This window comes from Vibrio porteresiae DSM 19223, from assembly GCF_024347055.1.
GTDB classification, from domain to species: Bacteria; Pseudomonadota; Gammaproteobacteria; order Enterobacterales; family Vibrionaceae; genus Vibrio; species Vibrio porteresiae.
In genome coordinates this window covers 1,012,497-1,030,215 of sequence record NZ_AP024895.1, presented here as the reverse complement: position 1 = coordinate 1,030,215, position 17,719 = coordinate 1,012,497, and the positions used below count along the sequence as shown (strand labels likewise).

The window sequence follows — 17,719 nt, the reverse complement described above, 5'->3', positions numbered from 1 at the left end:
TGCACAATAACGATACCCAATGACGTTGCGAGGGGATGGCCATTCCTTCCGTAATTGAGCTTGACTTGTGCTCGCTGATGACGCACTGAATTGTGCATCTTGAGGTCATTTGGGTATATTGCAAATTCAATGTAAAAGAGGCTTGTAAAACAAGCCTCTTTATTTATCTACTCACATGATTACGCTTGACGTAATTTACCTAGTGCATTTTCCAAGTTCTTATCCAACGGAGCATTGATTTCCATCGCTTGCTCACTTCCTGGGTGAATGAACTTGATGTTAGCAGCATGTAAGAACAATCTTTTAATGCCAAATTGCGAGGTATAAGCATCAAAACGAGGATCGCCATAACGATCGTCCCATGCAATTGGATGCCCCATATATTGCACATGAACACGAATTTGGTGAGTACGGCCTGTAATCGGGCTAGCCTGAATTAAAGTCGCTTCTTTAAATGATTCCAAAATTTTAAAGCGCGTCTCCGAAGGTTTTCCCTGCGGGTTAACACGCACAATGCTATTAACGTCATTTTTGAGTAAAGGAGCATTGACCGCTTTGCATTTGGCCTCCCACTTTCCCATTACCAACGCAAAGTAATATTTTTGAATCGTCTTCTCACGAAATTGAGCTTGCAAGTGACGCAAGGCTGAACGTTTTTTCGCGACCAACAAAATACCTGAAGTATCGCGATCGATTCGGTGTACCAATTCAAGAAAACGCGCTTGTGGTCTTAGAGCTCGTAACGCTTCAATCGCACCGAATTTAAGACCACTCCCACCATGTACTGCCGTACCTGAAGGCTTATTTAGCACCAACATGTGGTCGTCTTCGTATAAAATACACGACTCCAACTCGGCCACTTTTTGTAAGTTAGTACTTACTGGGGCAGCGGGTTGCTCGTCCTCAACAGAAACAGTGACAGGAGGGACGCGCACAACATCACCTGCAGCCAATTTGTACTCTGCTTTGACACGCTTTTTGTTTACGCGCACCTCACCCTTACGTAGGATTCGATAAATCACGCTTTTTGGAATGTTTTTTAATTGGTTACGCAGAAAGTTATCAATGCGTTGACCAGCCATGTCTTCGTCGATATCAACGAACTGGACTTGTGTTTTTATTTCGCTCATGGCGATTATTTTAACCTTAATTCCCGCAAAAACCTATTTGGGTGTTTATCAAAAAAAGCGCTTTTACGCGTATTCTGGCCGAAAACGACGAAAATAACAGCAACATTCCTTTTAAGCTCGTTTAACTGCCCGAAAATCGACCAATTAAAACACCTACAACTTGTAATGTTATTTTCGTTTTCACTCACTCTATGTGTGATTTTTTGGGCGAAGAAGCAAAATTTTACACCCTTTCGGCTAAAGCAGATTGCTGACTACTACAGTCACTGCTATAGTTCACCACTGTTCATAGTTAAACGCTAAATCAATCAATTTTGTGTTTTGGCATTGGACAATGTTAATGAGTAGTTGGCTGAAAACCAATGTGCAGCATGTGGCGTAAGACACGGTTGGTTAAAGCCCTCTTGCTGCTCTACTCGTCGTCTTTTCATGTTGAGTATCAACCGCCTAAGTACGCGGATCACAAGTAACCATTTTTACTTGTGATAACTGATGTGCCCTAGAGCATCCCCTCCAGCCGGGAGGCTGTACAAACCTAAGCCATGGGATCAGGCACCTTGAAAACGAAATACAGCAGCAAGAACAAAAATCAAAACGAAAGATAAAGATAATGAGATTTTTTCAATGAAAAGAATGTTAATAAACGCAACTCAAAAAGAAGAGATGCGTGTCGCGTTGGTTGATGGCCAGCGACTTTTCGATTTGGATATCGAAAGTCCTGGACATGAATCGAAAAAAGCAAATATTTACAAAGGACGTATCACCCGTATCGAGCCAAGTCTGGAAGCTGCTTTTGTTGATTACGGCGCTGAACGTCATGGTTTCCTCCCCCTCAAAGAAATTGCCCGCGAATACTTCCCCGACGGATACACCTACCAAGGCCGACCAAGCATTAAAGAAGTGCTTGCGGAAGGTCAAGAAGTCATTGTTCAAGTCGAAAAAGAAGAGCGCGGCAGTAAAGGGGCAGCGTTAACTACGTTTATTTCTCTTGCTGGTAGTTACCTAGTTCTGATGCCAAACAACCCTCGTGCCGGCGGTATCTCTCGTCGTATCGAAGGTGACGAACGTACAGAACTTAAAGAAGCTCTTAGCACCCTTCAACTTCCACAAGGCATGGGACTGATTGTTCGTACTGCAGGTGTCGGTAAAAGCGGTGAAGAGCTAGAGTGGGACCTTAATGTGCTTCTCAATCACTGGGCAGCCATCAAAGAAGCTTCTGACTCAAACCCAGCACCATTCCTAATTCACCAAGAAAGTAACGTGATTGTTCGCGCTATTCGTGACTATCTACGTCGTGATATTGGTGAGATTCTTATCGACAGCAATACCATCTATGAACGCGCTCTAGAGCACATCAATCTGGTTCGTCCTGATTTTGCAAGTCGCGTTAAGAAATACGATGGTGAAGTTCCACTGTTTAGTCACTTCCAAATCGAAAGCCAGATCGAATCAGCATTCCAACGTGAAGTACGTCTACCATCCGGTGGTTCAATCGTTATCGACCCAACAGAAGCGTTGACTTCTATCGATATCAACTCCGCTCGTTCTACAAAAGGCGGCGATATCGAAGAAACAGCACTGAATACCAACTTAGAAGCAGCAGATGAAATTGCCCGTCAGTTACGTCTTCGTGACTTAGGTGGTTTGGTCGTTATCGACTTTATCGATATGACACCTGTACGTCACCAACGTGAAGTTGAAAACCGTCTACGTGAAGCCGTTCGCCTTGACCGTGCTCGCGTTCAGATTGGCCGTATTTCACGATTTGGTCTTTTAGAGATGTCTCGTCAACGCTTGAGCCCATCATTGGCTGAAGCAAGCCACCACATCTGTCCACGTTGTAGTGGTACTGGTGTGATTCGTGACAATGAATCTCTAGCTCTATCTGTATTGCGTTTGATCGAAGAAGAAGCACTGAAAGACAACACTGCTCAAGTGTTGGCTGTTGTGCCTGTTTCTATCGCTTCTTACTTGCTTAACGAAAAACGTCGTTCAATCAATCACATTGAGAAAGCTCAAGATGTGAGAATCATGATTGTTCCGACATCTGATATGGAAACACCTCATTTTGAAGTGATCCGTATTCGCGAAGGCGAAGAGCAAGAAATGCTGTCTTACTTGATTCCTAAGAAATTAGAAAGCATGAAAGAAGCAGAAGGTAAAGAAGTGGTTGATATCGACATCAAGCCAAAACGTGTCGAAGAGCCAATTTTGAAAGGTTTTGCTGCGCCAAGCCAAAGCGCTCCAGCGCCAAAACCAGTTAAACCTGTAGAGCAAGCACCTGTTGCTGCTCAGCCAGCTGCGCCACAACAACCTGGCTTCTTTAGTCGTCTATTTACTGCGTTAAGCAAACTGTTTGCCGGCTCACCAACTTCTGAAAAAGTCGTTGTTGCTCAACCAGCGGAACAAGAAACGCAAGATGCTCCTCGTGCTCCTCGTCGCGAACGTAACAATGATCGCAATAACGATCGTCGTCGTAATTCTCGTGATAAAAACAAACGCAATAATAAAGCGGGTGTTGAGTCCACTGTTGAGAAGAAAGAGAAGCCACAAGAAGCTGCAGCTAATGTTCAAGACAAAGAAGAAAACGGTAGTAACAACAACCGTAAACAGCGTCAAGAACGTAAGCCTAAGCAGGATCGTCAGCAAGACCGTCGTAACAACAAACGTGACGACGCGAAAGCGAACAAGTTACAAGAGCAAGGTCGTCAACTTGCTGAAGAAGCTCAACAGGCGAAAGAGATCGAACCTGTTGTTGAAGAAGCAGCAGTAGAAGCGAAAACAGCTAAGGTTAAAGAACGTCGTCAACGCCGTAAGCTAACCAAGCAAGTTCGTCGCAATGGTCAAGCGCCAGAAGCAGTTGAAGAAAACTTCATCTCTCCAGAAGCAGAGCTAGAAGATTTAAAACCAACTGATCTTATGGATGTCAATGATCAAAACGATGACCTAGGCGACGAAGATGGTAAAGAGAACAAACAACGTCGTAACCGTCGTTCACCACGTCACCTACGTGCAAGTGGTCAACGTCGTCGTCGTGGTCGTGACCGTCGCCCTAACCCATTCCGCCTACGTAAAGGTGGCGTTGCCTCTCCTGAGATGGCAATGGGCAAAGTAATGCCAAGCTACGGCCTAGCTCGTTCAATGGAAAAAGCCGCTCAAGTACAAACTGTTGCTGCTGAAACCGTTGTAACTCCAGTAGTGGAAGCTAAACCAACTCTAGGGGGTTACGCATTCCCAGAGATGGCAATGGGTAAAGTGATCGTTCGCCGTGACGTTGCAGCCACTCAAGTTGTAGAGCAAGTGAAAGCAGAAGAACCTGTTCAAGTAGCAGAGGCTGTGGAAACTGCGCCAATGTTCGAAGAGTCTCCTATCGTTGTTGAACCTGTTGCACAAGTTCAGCTCGAAGAAGCGCAACCACAAGTTGCTGCTCCAGTGGAAGAACCGATTGTTGAAGAAGCTGTCAAAGTGGTGGCTCCTGCTGCTCCTGTGGTTGTTAAGACACCAAAAGCTGAGCGCTCTGGTACTGTGGCGTTTAACCACAAAAACCACGCATCATCTGCAATGGCGAAAGCTCCTGGCACAAATGATATTAAAGAGATTGATATCATTGCTGCACCATTCAAAGCTGACCGTTACGTATCTAAAGGTGCTGGCAGTCAAGTCGCTCGCAGTCAAGCAAGCGCAGGAATGACAAAACCTCAAGGTTTCTAATTCCACTTTGTACCAATCCAAAAGGCTGCTTCGGCAGCCTTTTCTTTTGGGCGAATAAACCAAATTCAACATGCACTCCATATCACTCATCCAACAGACGCAGCTAAATAGGTTCTGTTCATCTACCTTTGCTCGAAGGTTAACTCGGGAGAGGTATAATTCTGATTGTATATTGAACTCCCGCTAACATTTCTGTAGCATCCGCGGTTCTACTGGGGTAAGTGTTATGTTCATCAGCAAAAATGCGCTATTTTGCTTGGTCCATTTAATTTTCTCCCCATACGATTAGCCCCCTTAACAAGTAAGTAACCATCAATATGCTCGAATCCCCAACGTTATCAAAGCATTCAATAAAAAATGATGTGCTATCTGGACTTACCGTCGCGCTGGCACTCGTACCTGAAGCGGTAGCCTTCTCATTTGTCGCTGGCGTCGATCCTATGGTCGGTCTTTATGCCGCATTTCTTGTTGGCCTGATGACCTCCATTTTCGGTGGCCGTCCTGGCATGATCTCTGGTGCTACAGGTGCAATGGCTGTCGTCATGGTCAGCTTAGTTGCTCAGCATGGGTTGCAATATCTGTTTGCTGCGATATTGCTCACGGGTATTTTGCAGATTTTGGCGGGCGTATTTAAGCTCGGGAAATTTATCCGTATCGTACCAACACCGGTGATGATTGGTTTTGTTAACGGTTTAGCGATTGTCATTTTCTTAGCTCAGCTTGGGCAATTTAAAATGCCTAACGCAGCAGGTCTTCTCACTTGGTTACCTACCGATAAGATGATCATTATGTTGGGGTTAGTTGCCCTAACGATGGCCATTATTCATTTCTTACCTAAGCTAACCAAAGCAGTGCCTTCATCACTGGTTGCGATTATCTCAATCACGGTTTTAGTTCAGGTGCTTGGCTTAGACACCCGCACTGTTGTCGACTTCCTGCGTACTATGTCTGGTAACGACAACGCCACACTCGCTGGCAACTTGCCAACGTTTGCTCTACCTAGCGTACCAATGACTTTCGAGACACTGAAAATCATTCTTCCTTATTCAGTCATTTTGGCTGCAGTGGGCTTAATTGAGTCACTTCTAACTTTGACCGTTATTGATGAAATGACCAACACTCGCGGTCAGTCAAATCGCGAATGTATTGGTCAAGGTATTGCGAACATCAGTTGTTCTATGTTTGGGGCAATGGGCGGCTGCGCAATGATCGGCCAATCGATGATCAATACCAACTCTGGCGGTCGTGGTCGCTTATCAGGTATTACGGCAGCGGTGGGGTTATTGGTATTTATTCTATTTACTTCGTCACTGATCGAAATGATCCCTCTCGCAGCCCTAGTTGGTGTGATGTTTATGGTGGTGATTGGTACGTTTGAATGGGCGACCTTTAAACTGGCGCGCCGCGTACCAAAACAAGATTTCTTTGTGATTGTGCTGGTTACAGTCGTGACGGTATTTACCGACCTTGCTATTGCCGTAGGTGTAGGCATCGTTGCATCAGCACTGATGTTTGCATGGCAACATGCAAAACAAATTCATGCGGTTAGCCAAATCAAAGAAGATGGCAGCAAAGAATACAAAATTAACGGTCCTATTTTCTTTGGCTCTGCAGCGAATTTCTTAGAGCTGTTTAATGCAGCGGATGATCCAGACCAAGTAATCATCGATTTCGCACAATCTCGTGTTGTTGACCACTCCGCAATTGAAGCGATTCAAACCATCGCTGAACGTTACTCTCATTTGAATAAGAAAGTACATTTACGTCATTTAAGCCCAGATTGCCGCACCCTACTTGAAAAAGCAGGTGCCCTCATCGAGATCGACGTAAAAGATGACCCAACTTATAAAGTCGCAACCAACGTGTTAGCTGGCTAGACAACGACTCTCAATCCCCGCTTCGCGGGGATTTTTTATTCCTATCGCTAATAACGCCTCTAAGCCCTCCCTTGGGATAAAGGTTAATCTTTGCGACTCATGTCAACTTAATTTCTTTAAACGGCAATAGGGCTACTTACAGGCCCAATTTTCTATATGACCAGTCACTCTCTCTATTGAACATGACTTAAAACACGGTAAGTAGATCATTTGGGAGCCGTACCTAATGGATAACTTTTCATTACGTCTAGGTGAGCAAAATACGGTGTGTTTTTCTAATAAGGAGCCACCACTTCCCCTACCCATTCACACGCCGGTACTCGTAATAATTAACCGTTAGAGGAATACGAGCTATTCGGATGAAGTAATCTAGCCCTCTGATCTCTATAAGCAATTTTGGCTATCTTAGGGTGCCTGTCCCCATAAGGGAATTCAAGGGACGGTTTTGCTAGCTTTGCAGAGCAAACAAAAAAAGCCCCACAGCGTGGGGCTTTATCTTAGAGATATATGAACTTAATGGAGCGTATTACGCTTCAGTTTTGCTTTTTTTCGCTGCTTTAACAGATTTGTCTTTAGCAGCGGCTTCAGCTTTCGCTGCTTCGTGAGCGCGTTTTACCGCTTCCACTTGGTCAGCTTTTTTCTTAATTACGGTAGTACCTTCGAAAGTTTCACCCTCTACGTAAGCTTTACCGTAGTAAGAAGCAATCAGAACTTCTTTCAATTCGCTGATCAATGGGTAACGTGGGTTTGCACCAGTACATTGGTCATCGAATGCCTCTACTGCAAGTTCATCCAATTTTGCAAGGAAGTCAGCTTCGTTCACACCAGCAGCTTGGATAGACATTGGGATGTCTAGCGCCACTTTAAGTTCATTTAGCCAAGTGACCAATGCTTGGATTTTCTCTGCAGTATGGTCACCAGGTTTAGCTAAACCTAGATGTTCAGCCACTTCTGCATAACGACGACGTGCTTGTGGACGGTCGTATTGAGAGAAAGCAGTTTGTTTAGTTGGGTTGTCGTTCGCGTTGTAACGAACCACGTTTTCCATTAGCAACGCGTTAGCTAAACCGTGTGGAATATGGAATTCAGCACCCAGTTTGTGCGCCATTGAGTGACATACACCCAAGAAGGCGTTCGCGAAAGCGATACCAGCGATAGTAGCCGCATTATGGACACGTTCACGAGCGATTGGGTCTTTCGCACCATTTGCATAGCTTGATGGTAGGTACTCTTTCAACAGTTTCAGAGCTTGTAGCGCTTGACCATCTGAGTATTCACTCGCCATGACAGAAACATAAGCTTCAAGAGCGTGAACTACCGCATCATAACCACCGAAAGCAGTTAGAGATTTAGGCATGTTCATTACCAAGTTAGCATCAACGATTGCCATGTTTGGTGTCAATTCGTAGTCAGCTAGTGGGTATTTCGCGCCGGTTTCATCGTCAGTTACGACCGCAAATGGAGTTACTTCAGAACCCGTACCAGAAGTAGTAGTGATACAAACAAGCTCTGCTTTTTGACCCATTTTAGGGAATTTGTAGATACGTTTACGGATATCCATAAAACGCATTGCGAGTTCTTCAAATTCAGTTTCTGGGTGTTCGTACATAACCCACATGATTTTTGCAGCGTCCATTGGTGAACCACCACCAAGAGCAAGAATCACATCAGGTTTGAAGCTGTTCATCTGTTCTGCACCTTTCTTCACGATAGAAAGGGTTGGGTCAGCTTCTACTTCATAGAAAGTTTGCACTTCCATGCCTTGAGCTTTCAACAATTCAACAATCTCGTCTGAGTAGCCGTTGTTAAATAGGAAGCGGTCGGTTACTAGGAATGCACGTTTTTTGCCTTCCAAGTCACTCAGTGCAACTGGCAGGCTACCACGGCGGAAGTAAACTGATTTTGGAAGTTTATGCCACAACATGTTCTCTGCTCGTTTTGCTACGATTTTTTTGTTGATTAGGTGTTTTGGACCCACGTTTTCAGAGATTGAGTTACCACCCCAAGAGCCACAACCCAAAGTCAGTGAAGGTGCAACGTTGAAGTTGTACAAGTCACCGATACCACCGTGAGTGGTTGGGATGTTAATCAAAATACGTGCAGTTTTCAGTTTGTTACCGAAGTATAGAATACGGTCTTGGTTAGCGTCTTGGTCAGTGTAAAGACCAGATGTATGACCGATACCACCAATCTCAACCATATGGATAGCTTGTTCTACCGCATCTTCAAAGTTATCCGCACGGAACATACCCAGTGTTGGAGACAATTTTTCATGAGCAAAGGCATCTTCAGTAGACACTTTGCCATGCAAACCTTCACCGATAAGTACTTTAGTATCAGAAGGAACGGCTACGCCTGCCATTTCCGCAATTTTAGTGGCTGGTTGACCCACAATTTTTGCGTTCAACGCGCCATCAATAAGCAGTACGTTACGCACTTTTGCCGCTTCGTCTTTGCTTAGAACGTAAGCTTTATGAGAAGCAAAACGTTGTTTAACTTCTTCGTAAACCGCATCAACAACGATAACGGCTTGTTCAGAAGCACATACCACACCGTTATCGAAGGTTTTAGACATAAGAACAGAAGCCACTGCACGTTTGATGTCTGCAGTTTCGTCGATAACGACAGGAACGTTACCAGCGCCCACACCGATAGCTGGTTTACCTGAAGAGTAAGCCGCTTTCACCATGCCTGGACCACCAGTTGCAAGGATCAATGCGATGTCATTATGACGCATCAACGCGTTAGAGAGTTCTACAGAAGGTTCATCAATCCAACCGATGATGTCTTTAGGTGCACCAGCAGCAACAGCAGCATCAAGTACCAGTTTCGCAGCATCATTAGTAGAGTGTTTAGCACGTGGGTGTGGAGAGAAAATAATACCGTTACGTGTTTTTAGAGAGATGAGAGATTTGAAGATAGCGGTTGAAGTTGGGTTTGTTGTTGGGACGATACCACAGATAATGCCCACAGGTTCTGCAATGGTCATGGTGCCCATGCTGTCATCAACTTCAAGCACACCACAAGTTTGTTCGTCTTTGTATTTGTTGTAGATATACTCAGAAGCAAAGTGGTTTTTGATTACTTTGTCTTCGACGATACCCATACCAGACTCTGCAACCGCTTGTTGTGCCAAAGGAATTCGAGCTTGGTTCGCAGCAAGTGATGCAGCGCGGAAAATCTTATCAACTTGCTCCTGAGAGTAAGTTGCGAATTCCGCTTGTGCTTTTTTAACACGGGCAACAAGAGCGTCGAGTTCAGCCAAATTTGTAACAGGCATAATGAATCTCCTAAATTTAAAATTAAAAACTTTTTATTAAGTATTCGCTTCCTAGTAACGCCAATCTATCAACAACTTAACTAACAAGACACTGAGCAAACAAGACACTTAGTAAATCGCTTTTATGGCTTGAGTATAATATTTCGCTCCTCGAAAAAAATTGACTAAGATCAGTTCCGCCAATTAAAAACACACAAATTTTATTACTCGAAGAAAAAATATATAAGATGTTGATTTAAAAGAATTTTTATTTATGAACAAAAGTCACAAAGATGACCATTTTAGAAACAACTAATAAAAATAAGACATCTCTGTTCCAAAAAGTTTCATTTTGCTACAAGTGAACAACCGCACCTCATTAACGATGTGCTACTGGGGGTATATCTAAACACCGTTTCGCTACCTTGGTCAAACAAAAGATTCACAAAATACCCTATAAAAAGTAACCATATTTGTCGTTTTTCAGTATGTCTCAGTGATGAATCATTTCGTCACGCTATTGTATTAAGTCACTCTAAATTGACGGAGCGCCCGTTTACATAAACTACCCATTATTTTTTGTAATGCTGGCTGTCAAATTGGCTACAATTTTTTTCATTCGTCGTTAGTCACAGTTTGCCTTACATTAGCGCCGTTTTGTTGTTCTTCATTATTAATAGAGAGAGCCTTCATGAGCAGCATTGAGTTCGCTATTTTTCTTCAATTTTTTCTTGGCCTTGTTGCCGCAGTGAACCCTGTCGGCATCATGCCTGTGTTCGTCTCATTGACCAGTCACATGTCACCAGAAGAACGCAGTAAAACCGCTATTACTGCGAATGTCTCTGTGGCGATCATTTTGACTTGTGCTTTGATCGGCGGCCAAATGCTGCTGGATATGTTTAGTATTTCCCTTGATTCTTTCCGCGTTGCTGGCGGTATGCTGCTGATGAGCATCGCATTTTCCATGATGAGCGGTAAATTGGGGGAAGATAAACAAAACAAACAAGAAAAGAACGAATACATCAGCCGTGAACAAGTTGGTGTTGTACCACTGGCAATGCCTTTAATGGCAGGTCCTGGTGCCATCAGTTCAACCATCGTTTATGGCGCGCGCTATCCGGGTACATGGGACACCATGGGCATCGTTCTCACGATTGTCATCTTTAGTTTCGCAAGCTGGCTTTTATTTCGCTCAGCACCTTATATCGTACGTTTGTTAGGCCAAACGGGCATCAACGTTATTACCCGTATCATGGGCTTAATCTTGGGTTCGTTGGGTATTGAATTCATCACCAATGGCTTGCGTGGGCTTTTGCCTGGTTTAGGTTAACCAATGACACTCTTGCTTGCAGCCTTGTCAGTCGATGCAAATGCTCAAAAATAGAAACAAAAAAGCGCCATAAAGGCGCTTTTTTGTTTAGGAGATAACCCATCACTTCTCATTTATTAATGAGAAATGATGATTTCACATTAGTGCTTTTCAGCAAGAATGATGCGAAGTGTACGACGTAGAGGTTCTGCAGCGCCCCAAAGTAATTGGTCACCAACAGTGAAAGCATTAAGGAAATCATCACCCATGCTCATCTTACGCAGACGACCAACTGGAACAGAAAGAGTACCAGTTACTTTTGCTGGTGATAGCTCTTTAGCTGTAATGTCGCGATCATTTGGAATCACTTTCACCCATTGGTTGTGTGACGCGATCATCTCTTCGATTTCATCTAGCGGAACATTCTGTTTCAACTTGATAGTCAATGCTTGAGAGTGACAACGCATTGCACCGATACGCACACAAGTACCATCGATCAGTACAGGTGAATCTTGAATACCTAGAATCTTGTTCGCTTCAGCGCCGGCTTTCCACTCTTCTTTACTTTGACCGTTTTCGCGTTTTACGTCGATCCAAGGAATCAAAGAGCCCGCCAATGGCACGCCAAATTGTGCGGTTGGAAAACTAGATGAACGCATCGTTTCTGCTACTTTACGGTCGATATCCAAAATTGAGCTGGCTGGATTTGCCAATTCAGAACTCACTGAATCTGCAATCACACCCATTTGAGAAATCAGTTCACGCATGTTTTGCGCACCAGCACCTGAAGCTGCTTGGTAAGTCATGGCACTCATCCACTCAACCAAACCGCGTTCAAATAGGCCACCTAGACCCATTAGCATCAAGCTAACAGTACAGTTACCACCAACAAAAGTATTGGTACCTTTGTGAATGCCATTTTGAATCTGTTTTAGGTTAACTGGGTCAAGAGTAATAATTGCGTCATCAGCCATACGCAGTGTTGAAGCTGCATCGATCCAGTAACCTTTCCAACCTGCTTTACGCAGCTCTGGGTAAACCTTCTCAGTGTAGCTACCACCTTGACAGGTGATCACGGCATCCAATTTCTTCAAGCTTTCAATATCGAATGCATCTTGAAGTAGGCCTGCTTCTTTACCAAAGTTAGGCGCAGCAATACCAATCTGTGAAGTACTGAAAAATACGGGTTCGATCAGGTCAAAATCGCCTTCTTCAACCATACGTTGCATCAGTACAGAACCAACCATACCGCGCCAACCAACAAGACCAACTCTCATTCTATTACTCTCCGTGTCATCTCCGAAAAAAAAAGTAACTCCATCTATAAGTGGTTCAGCATAAAATCTCAAGCGTTTCTTGATAAAAACCCAAAGTTTTTGTGCCTAACGAATAGGATTTGCCCAGACTCTCCACTCAAATAGGTAAAACAGCCACTATTTCTCCTTTTTACCCTACTTTTTCCCCATAAAAATGCTCAAGAATTTACCGTACTGCCACCAGTAACACGCCGCTTATACATTACATAAAATTTTATTTCGACTTAGTCCACATATAACAACATTTAGCACTAAAATTTAACCAAAACGACTTACCGAATCACATTTCCTACGCTAAAACTCGATATATTTATTCAATTAGGGTACAGTGCCGCGTACTTTGGAATAGGTTCCTTGTTCACCCATTGGCATATTCATTCGAAAAGAGGCATATATAATGGCACAGGCCCCAAAACGCTTACCTAGCGTGCTACAAGTGGTAGTCGCGCTAGGGTTGTTTTTAGTGTTAGCTTTTTCTTTTACTTCAAAATTAGACCTACCAATCCAACTAGCTCTGTATATCGGCTGGTTTATCATTATGGTACTGGGAATTCGCCTTGGTCATAAGTACCAAGACTTGGAAAAAGCAGCGCTAAATGGGATCTCAAACGGTCTAGGTGCCGTTTTAATACTTTTAGCAGTTGGTGCTCTGGTTGGTACCTGGATTTCAGGTGGTATTGTTCCAACCATTATTTACTATGGTTTAAAAGCCATTCACCCATCCATTTTCCTATTAGCAACGATGGTAATTTGTTCTCTTACCGCACTTGCAACAGGAACATCTTGGGGTTCTGCAGGCACTGCAGGTATCGCGATGATGGGGATTGGACAAGGATTGGGCGTTCCAGCTCCAATTACAGCTGGCGCAGTGCTATCGGGTTGTTATTTTGGCGACAAGATGTCACCACTTTCCGACTCGGTTATTTTGGCATCCAGTATGTCTAACGTTGAAGTCGTTGAACATATTAAAGGGATGCTGCCAATTGCATCCATTAGTTACGTGATTACTGCGATTATGTTTACCTTGTTTGGGTTCCACTACTCAGGCAATGTTGATATGTCACAAGTGCAAAACGTCATGCACTCGATGGAGCAGCAGTTCTACATTACACCGTATTCGTTTGTGCCTGTACTGATCGTGCTGGGTTTACTTGCGATGCGTATGCCTTCATTCCCAGTCATCAGTTTTGGCTCACTGCTGGGCATTATCTGGGCAGTCATGATTCAAGATGTCGATTTCCTACAGGCGTTTAAAACGGCTTGGGCACCTTTTAGCATCGAATCAGGCGTACCGTTTATCGACTCAATCCTAAACCGTGGTGGTATGTCCTCTATGCTAGGCTCGGTTGCGGTTATCGTATTCGGTCTCGGTTTTGGTGGTCTACTGGATCGCGTTGGTGTTTTAGAAACCATCGCTAAACTGTTTGAACACCGCATTAAGAGCTCTGGCTCGTTAGCAACCAGCACTATTGGTACAGCATTCTTAGGTAACGTATTTGGTTCAGCCATGTACGTATCTCTGATTCTGACACCTAAAATTTGCGCGAAAAATTACGATCGTCTTGGTTATCAACGTAAGAACTTATCTCGTAACGCAGAATTTGGCGGCACATTGACCTCAGGTATGGTGCCTTGGAGTGATAACGGCATTTATATGGCAAGCATCTTAGGTGTAGCAACACTCTCTTATGCGCCATTTATGTGGTTAAGCTTTGTGTGTATCGCCATTACTATCTTCTGTTCGTACATGGGTTGGTTCGTTGATAAATGTGAGCCAACAGCAACAGCAGCTGAAGTAGAAGAAGAATCAGGTATTGCGATTGCGTCAGAGAGAAGTTCTGCGTAACAGCAAATTATCTAAAACATAACCTAATAAAAAAGAGCGCCGCGGCGCTCTTTTTGTCTCTAAACTGAACTGTTTTTTACTTATTACCGCGCGTAAGTTGATCGCGTAAGTTTGGCGGTGTGCCTTTAATCGTCAGCGTATCGGTTTCTGGATCGTAAAACACGCGCTCACCCATCAGGAGGCTATCAAAGCTGATGTTCAATCCGCCACCAGCACCCACATACTTGGTCAGTTTTCTCACCGTACTGCGATCGCCTGGGAAGCTTTCTTCCAGCTCATAGCCGTGTTTTTCAGTGAATTCAATAAAGCTAGTACCATCTTCGCTTGGTGATAACTCGCCAGAAAGTTCCTTAATCTCGATCTCTTCTCCTGCTTTGATTTGATCGTTGCAGTAATCGTAGACCTGTTTTTTGTAACTAATTGCTTCTGATTTTTCCAATTTTGAATCTGTGCAAAAGTCTTCCACTGCCTGCATTAGCACTTGGTTTTGCTGCTTAGTATCCAGTCCTACCGCGGCTTGCAAGAAATCTAGGAAGAAGTCAGCCACTTTACGGCCAACACGACCTTTGATGTAGGTAAGATAGCGATTGGAATCTTTATCGGTCTCGAAGCTTGAGATATCAATTCGTGCCGCGATATCCATTTTATTGATATCGAGGTAGTCCGTCGCACTGATATCTAACCCTTCAGTAACCTTAAGACTTTGATTCATTGGTAGTAAACCAATAAACAAATATTCTGTTGCTAGTGACTGATAATCAGCCATCACCAAAATGCCTTCATCGGCAAATGGATATTTTGACAGTTCATCACGCAGACGCTGTGCGCTCAGTTGCGAGAAGTCGTAGAAATTGCGGTTTCCTTGACGCAGTTCCTGCAACCACTGTTGAAAATCACTGTCAGATTGAAAAGAACCGAACCCTTTACCTGATTTTGCATTAAAAACTCGATGCAATTCAGCCACAAGGTTCTCTGTTGATGTATCATTATCAAGGGCTTGAGCTCGGAAGTTAACAACGAGCTCGTCGTTATCATTTTTACGCAATTGATGCAAAATGACATTCGAAAGGTGCAGACTCATAGTGAAATTATCATCGTTGTGGTTTCAGTTGTAAGGCATAGTAGGTTATCATAAGCCGCTTTTACTATCATCATCAGAGTATTTATGCCAATTACATCAAAATATAGTGACGACAAAGTTGAAACAATCTTGACTGAAATTGCTGCCGTTCTTGATAAACACGGTGCGTCATCAGAGTTAACATTGATGATCGCAGGCAATATTGCCACGAATGTACTAAATCAGAATGTCGCAGCCGGTCAGCGCAAAGCAATCGCAGAGAAGTTTGCTCAAGCGTTGATGTCATCGATTAAAAACTGAATTCATCATAAGAACGGATAAATTACAGAACATCACATGGTAGATAGCGGAAATACATACGGCGAACGCGTTTCACGCCTCGTTGGTTGGGGGCACTGGTTTGCCTTCTTCAATATCATAGCTGCGATGCTGATCGGTACGCGATACATCGCGCAATCACCATGGCCTGAGACCTTCCTAGGACAGTTTTATCTTTCTGTTTCTTGGGCGGGACACTTCGGTTTTTTGGTTTTCGCTCTTTACTTGTTAATTCTGTTTCCGTTGACCTTTGTGATCCCGTCGCGAGCAGTGTTCCGATTCTTCTCGGTCTGTTTCGCGACGGCAGGACTCACCGTCCTTTTAGTCGACACGCAAGCCTATCAAATTATTAACCTGCACCTTACTCCCGTGGTGTGGGAATTGCTGTTTAGCGATAAAAGCAGTGCGATAAGCACAGACCTTCAACACCTCTTTGTGGTGTTACCCCTGATTTTCTTGCTTGAATTGGGCCTCTCTGAATGGGTTTGGCGCAAGCAACGTAAGCTGTCACATAAACGGATTGGTCGTCCTTTGGCTGCTGTATTTTTCGTCTGCTTCATTGCCAGCCATCTGATCTATGTGTGGTCAGATGCCTATTTCTACACCCCAGTCACTGGGCAGAAATCAAACTTCCCGCTTTCCTACCCTATGACCGCCAAGTCGTTCATGGAGAAGCATGGGCTATTGGATCGTGAAGAGTATTTAAAACGATTGGAAGAGAACCAACACAATGTTGATTTGGTCAATTACCCTCTCGAAAAAATCGAATTTGGCCGCCGCGCTAACGAGCTCAACATTCTACTAGTGAGTGTGAATAACCTGCGCGCCGACGCATTAAATCCTCAGCAAATGCCTTATACCAGCGCGTTTGCCGAACAAAACTTAAACTTTTTGAACCATTACAGTTCTAGTAACGATATGTATGGACTGTTCGGGTTGTTTTATGGTTTGCCAAGTAGCTACGCGAGCAGCATCACCGCACAAGGCGCATCGCCAGTGATGTTCGATGTGCTGAAAAGCCATCACTACCAATTTGGCTTGTTCAGTGGAGATAACTTCGACGATACTCTGTACGAAGAAACCATGTTCCGCGGCATGCCGATGGACAAACAGACCTTTAAACCTAATGTCAATTCAGACGAACAAACCATTGAAAATTGGAGTAATTGGGTTGTTAGCCAAAACGGCAAGCATTGGTTTAGCTATCTCGAGCTGACGTCGGTTGAAGACTTTAATGACCTTAATCACAGTGGTCAAAAAGGGTCGCCAGTGCAGCATTTAGCGGAAGATTATCAACAATCGGTCGCGCTAGCTGATAATGAGCTTGGACAATTATTTGAAAAATTGAACCAACTGAATTTAATGGATAACACCGTGGTGATCATTACTTCGAACCATGGTATGGAATTTAATGAAACCAAGACCAATACTTGGGGTTCAAACAGCAATTACAGCCAATACCAGATCAAAGTACCGATGATCATTCATTGGCCAGGAAAACTCTCTGCCCAATTTAAACATCGTTCAAGTCACCTCGATCTTTCCGTCACCATTTTGCAGGATCTGATGGGCGTATCTTCGAATCCGAGCGATTTTAGTAGTGGTAGAAACCTGTTTGATGAGACTAAGCGCAAGTGGATTCTCGCTGGAGATACCCGAGAATTGGCACTGATTAGTGGCAATGAAACCACAGTGGTCGACAAGTTTGGTAACTTCAAAGTATACGATGAGAATTATCGCCGTCTAAAACATGAAAGCCCAACCTTACCTGTGTTATTACAAGGTTTGACTGAACTGCAACGTTTTTACGCAAAGGATAATTAAATCAGAATCTTATGATTTGATTGCTCTTGACGGTATTTGCAAAAGTGA

The 17,719-nt window shown here is 43.9% G+C and carries 10 protein-coding genes; 6 read left to right on the top strand and 4 right to left on the bottom strand.

The window, feature by feature from the left end:
- Positions 1 to 179 precede the first annotated feature (179 nt).
- A complete protein-coding gene (rluC, locus tag OCV11_RS04875; RefSeq protein WP_261895345.1) occupies positions 180 to 1,130 on the bottom strand; it encodes a 23S rRNA pseudouridine(955/2504/2580) synthase RluC in 951 nt (316 codons plus the stop codon).
- A 624-nt stretch (positions 1,131 to 1,754) separates the two neighbouring features.
- Between rluC and rne the strand changes: the two genes are divergently transcribed.
- Together rne and OCV11_RS04865 are read left to right on the top strand one after the other, a co-directional pair.
- Complete coding sequence (rne, locus tag OCV11_RS04870; protein WP_261895344.1) at positions 1,755 to 4,841, top strand: ribonuclease E; 3,087 nt, start codon at positions 1,755 to 1,757, stop codon at positions 4,839 to 4,841.
- A gap of 317 nt (positions 4,842 to 5,158) precedes the next feature.
- Positions 5,159 to 6,718, top strand: a complete 1,560-nt coding sequence (locus OCV11_RS04865) for a SulP family inorganic anion transporter (RefSeq protein WP_261895343.1) — start codon at positions 5,159 to 5,161, stop codon at positions 6,716 to 6,718.
- Between the two features lie 526 nt (positions 6,719 to 7,244).
- On the opposite strand, the gene adhE is transcribed toward OCV11_RS04865, so the two are convergent.
- The gene (gene adhE / locus OCV11_RS04860) at positions 7,245 to 9,998 is read right to left on the bottom strand and encodes a bifunctional acetaldehyde-CoA/alcohol dehydrogenase (RefSeq protein ID WP_261895342.1); all 2,754 of its coding nucleotides are present in this window, start codon (positions 9,996 to 9,998) and stop codon (positions 7,245 to 7,247) included.
- A gap of 670 nt (positions 9,999 to 10,668) precedes the next feature.
- On the opposite strand from adhE, the gene OCV11_RS04855 reads away from it, so the two are divergent.
- Positions 10,669 to 11,307 carry a YchE family NAAT transporter gene (locus OCV11_RS04855; protein ID WP_261895340.1) on the top strand — a complete coding sequence of 213 codons (639 nt, stop codon included), beginning with the start codon at positions 10,669 to 10,671 and terminating at the stop codon, positions 11,305 to 11,307.
- Positions 11,308 to 11,447: 140 nt separating this feature from the next.
- Here OCV11_RS04855 and asd read toward each other — a convergent pair whose 3' ends face one another.
- Positions 11,448 to 12,563: an aspartate-semialdehyde dehydrogenase gene (asd, locus tag OCV11_RS04850; protein WP_261895337.1), complete on the bottom strand. Its 1,116-nt coding sequence runs from the start codon at positions 12,561 to 12,563 to the stop codon at positions 11,448 to 11,450.
- Positions 12,564 to 12,999: 436 nt separating this feature from the next.
- Here asd and nhaC point away from each other — a divergent pair, with 436 nt between their 5' ends.
- The gene (nhaC, locus tag OCV11_RS04845) at positions 13,000 to 14,448 is read left to right on the top strand and encodes a Na+/H+ antiporter NhaC (protein WP_261895336.1); all 1,449 of its coding nucleotides are present in this window, start codon (positions 13,000 to 13,002) and stop codon (positions 14,446 to 14,448) included.
- Positions 14,449 to 14,524: 76 nt separating this feature from the next.
- On the opposite strand, the gene yejK is transcribed toward nhaC, so the two are convergent.
- Positions 14,525 to 15,529 (bottom strand): nucleoid-associated protein YejK, encoded by a 1,005-nt coding sequence (gene yejK / locus OCV11_RS04840; protein WP_261895335.1) that lies wholly within the window; start codon positions 15,527 to 15,529, stop codon positions 14,525 to 14,527.
- A gap of 84 nt (positions 15,530 to 15,613) precedes the next feature.
- On the opposite strand from yejK, the gene OCV11_RS04835 reads away from it, so the two are divergent.
- Both OCV11_RS04835 and OCV11_RS04830 read left to right on the top strand, forming a co-directional pair.
- Positions 15,614 to 15,829: a YejL family protein gene (locus OCV11_RS04835; RefSeq protein WP_261895334.1), complete on the top strand. Its 216-nt coding sequence runs from the start codon at positions 15,614 to 15,616 to the stop codon at positions 15,827 to 15,829.
- A gap of 36 nt (positions 15,830 to 15,865) precedes the next feature.
- Complete coding sequence (locus tag OCV11_RS04830) at positions 15,866 to 17,671, top strand: DUF3413 domain-containing protein (protein ID WP_261895333.1); 1,806 nt, start codon at positions 15,866 to 15,868, stop codon at positions 17,669 to 17,671.
- The last annotated feature ends 48 nt before the right edge of the window (positions 17,672 to 17,719 follow it).

Bases quoted from the DNA above. Each gene is read 5' to 3' on its own strand.
- yejK (WP_261895335.1), bottom strand. From the start codon at position 15,529: ATGAGTCTGCACCTTTCGAATGTCATTTTGCATCAATTGCGTAAAAAT.
- OCV11_RS04865 (WP_261895343.1), top strand. From the start codon at position 5,159: ATGCTCGAATCCCCAACGTTATCAAAGCATTCAATAAAAAATGATGTG.
- OCV11_RS04835 (WP_261895334.1), top strand. From the start codon at position 15,614: ATGCCAATTACATCAAAATATAGTGACGACAAAGTTGAAACAATCTTG.
- nhaC (WP_261895336.1), top strand. From the start codon at position 13,000: ATGGCACAGGCCCCAAAACGCTTACCTAGCGTGCTACAAGTGGTAGTC.
- OCV11_RS04855 (WP_261895340.1), top strand. From the start codon at position 10,669: ATGAGCAGCATTGAGTTCGCTATTTTTCTTCAATTTTTTCTTGGCCTT.
- asd (WP_261895337.1), bottom strand. From the start codon at position 12,563: ATGAGAGTTGGTCTTGTTGGTTGGCGCGGTATGGTTGGTTCTGTACTG.
- adhE (WP_261895342.1), bottom strand. From the start codon at position 9,998: ATGCCTGTTACAAATTTGGCTGAACTCGACGCTCTTGTTGCCCGTGTT.
- OCV11_RS04830 (WP_261895333.1), top strand. From the start codon at position 15,866: ATGGTAGATAGCGGAAATACATACGGCGAACGCGTTTCACGCCTCGTT.
- rne (WP_261895344.1), top strand. From the start codon at position 1,755: ATGAAAAGAATGTTAATAAACGCAACTCAAAAAGAAGAGATGCGTGTC.
- rluC (WP_261895345.1), bottom strand. From the start codon at position 1,130: ATGAGCGAAATAAAAACACAAGTCCAGTTCGTTGATATCGACGAAGAC.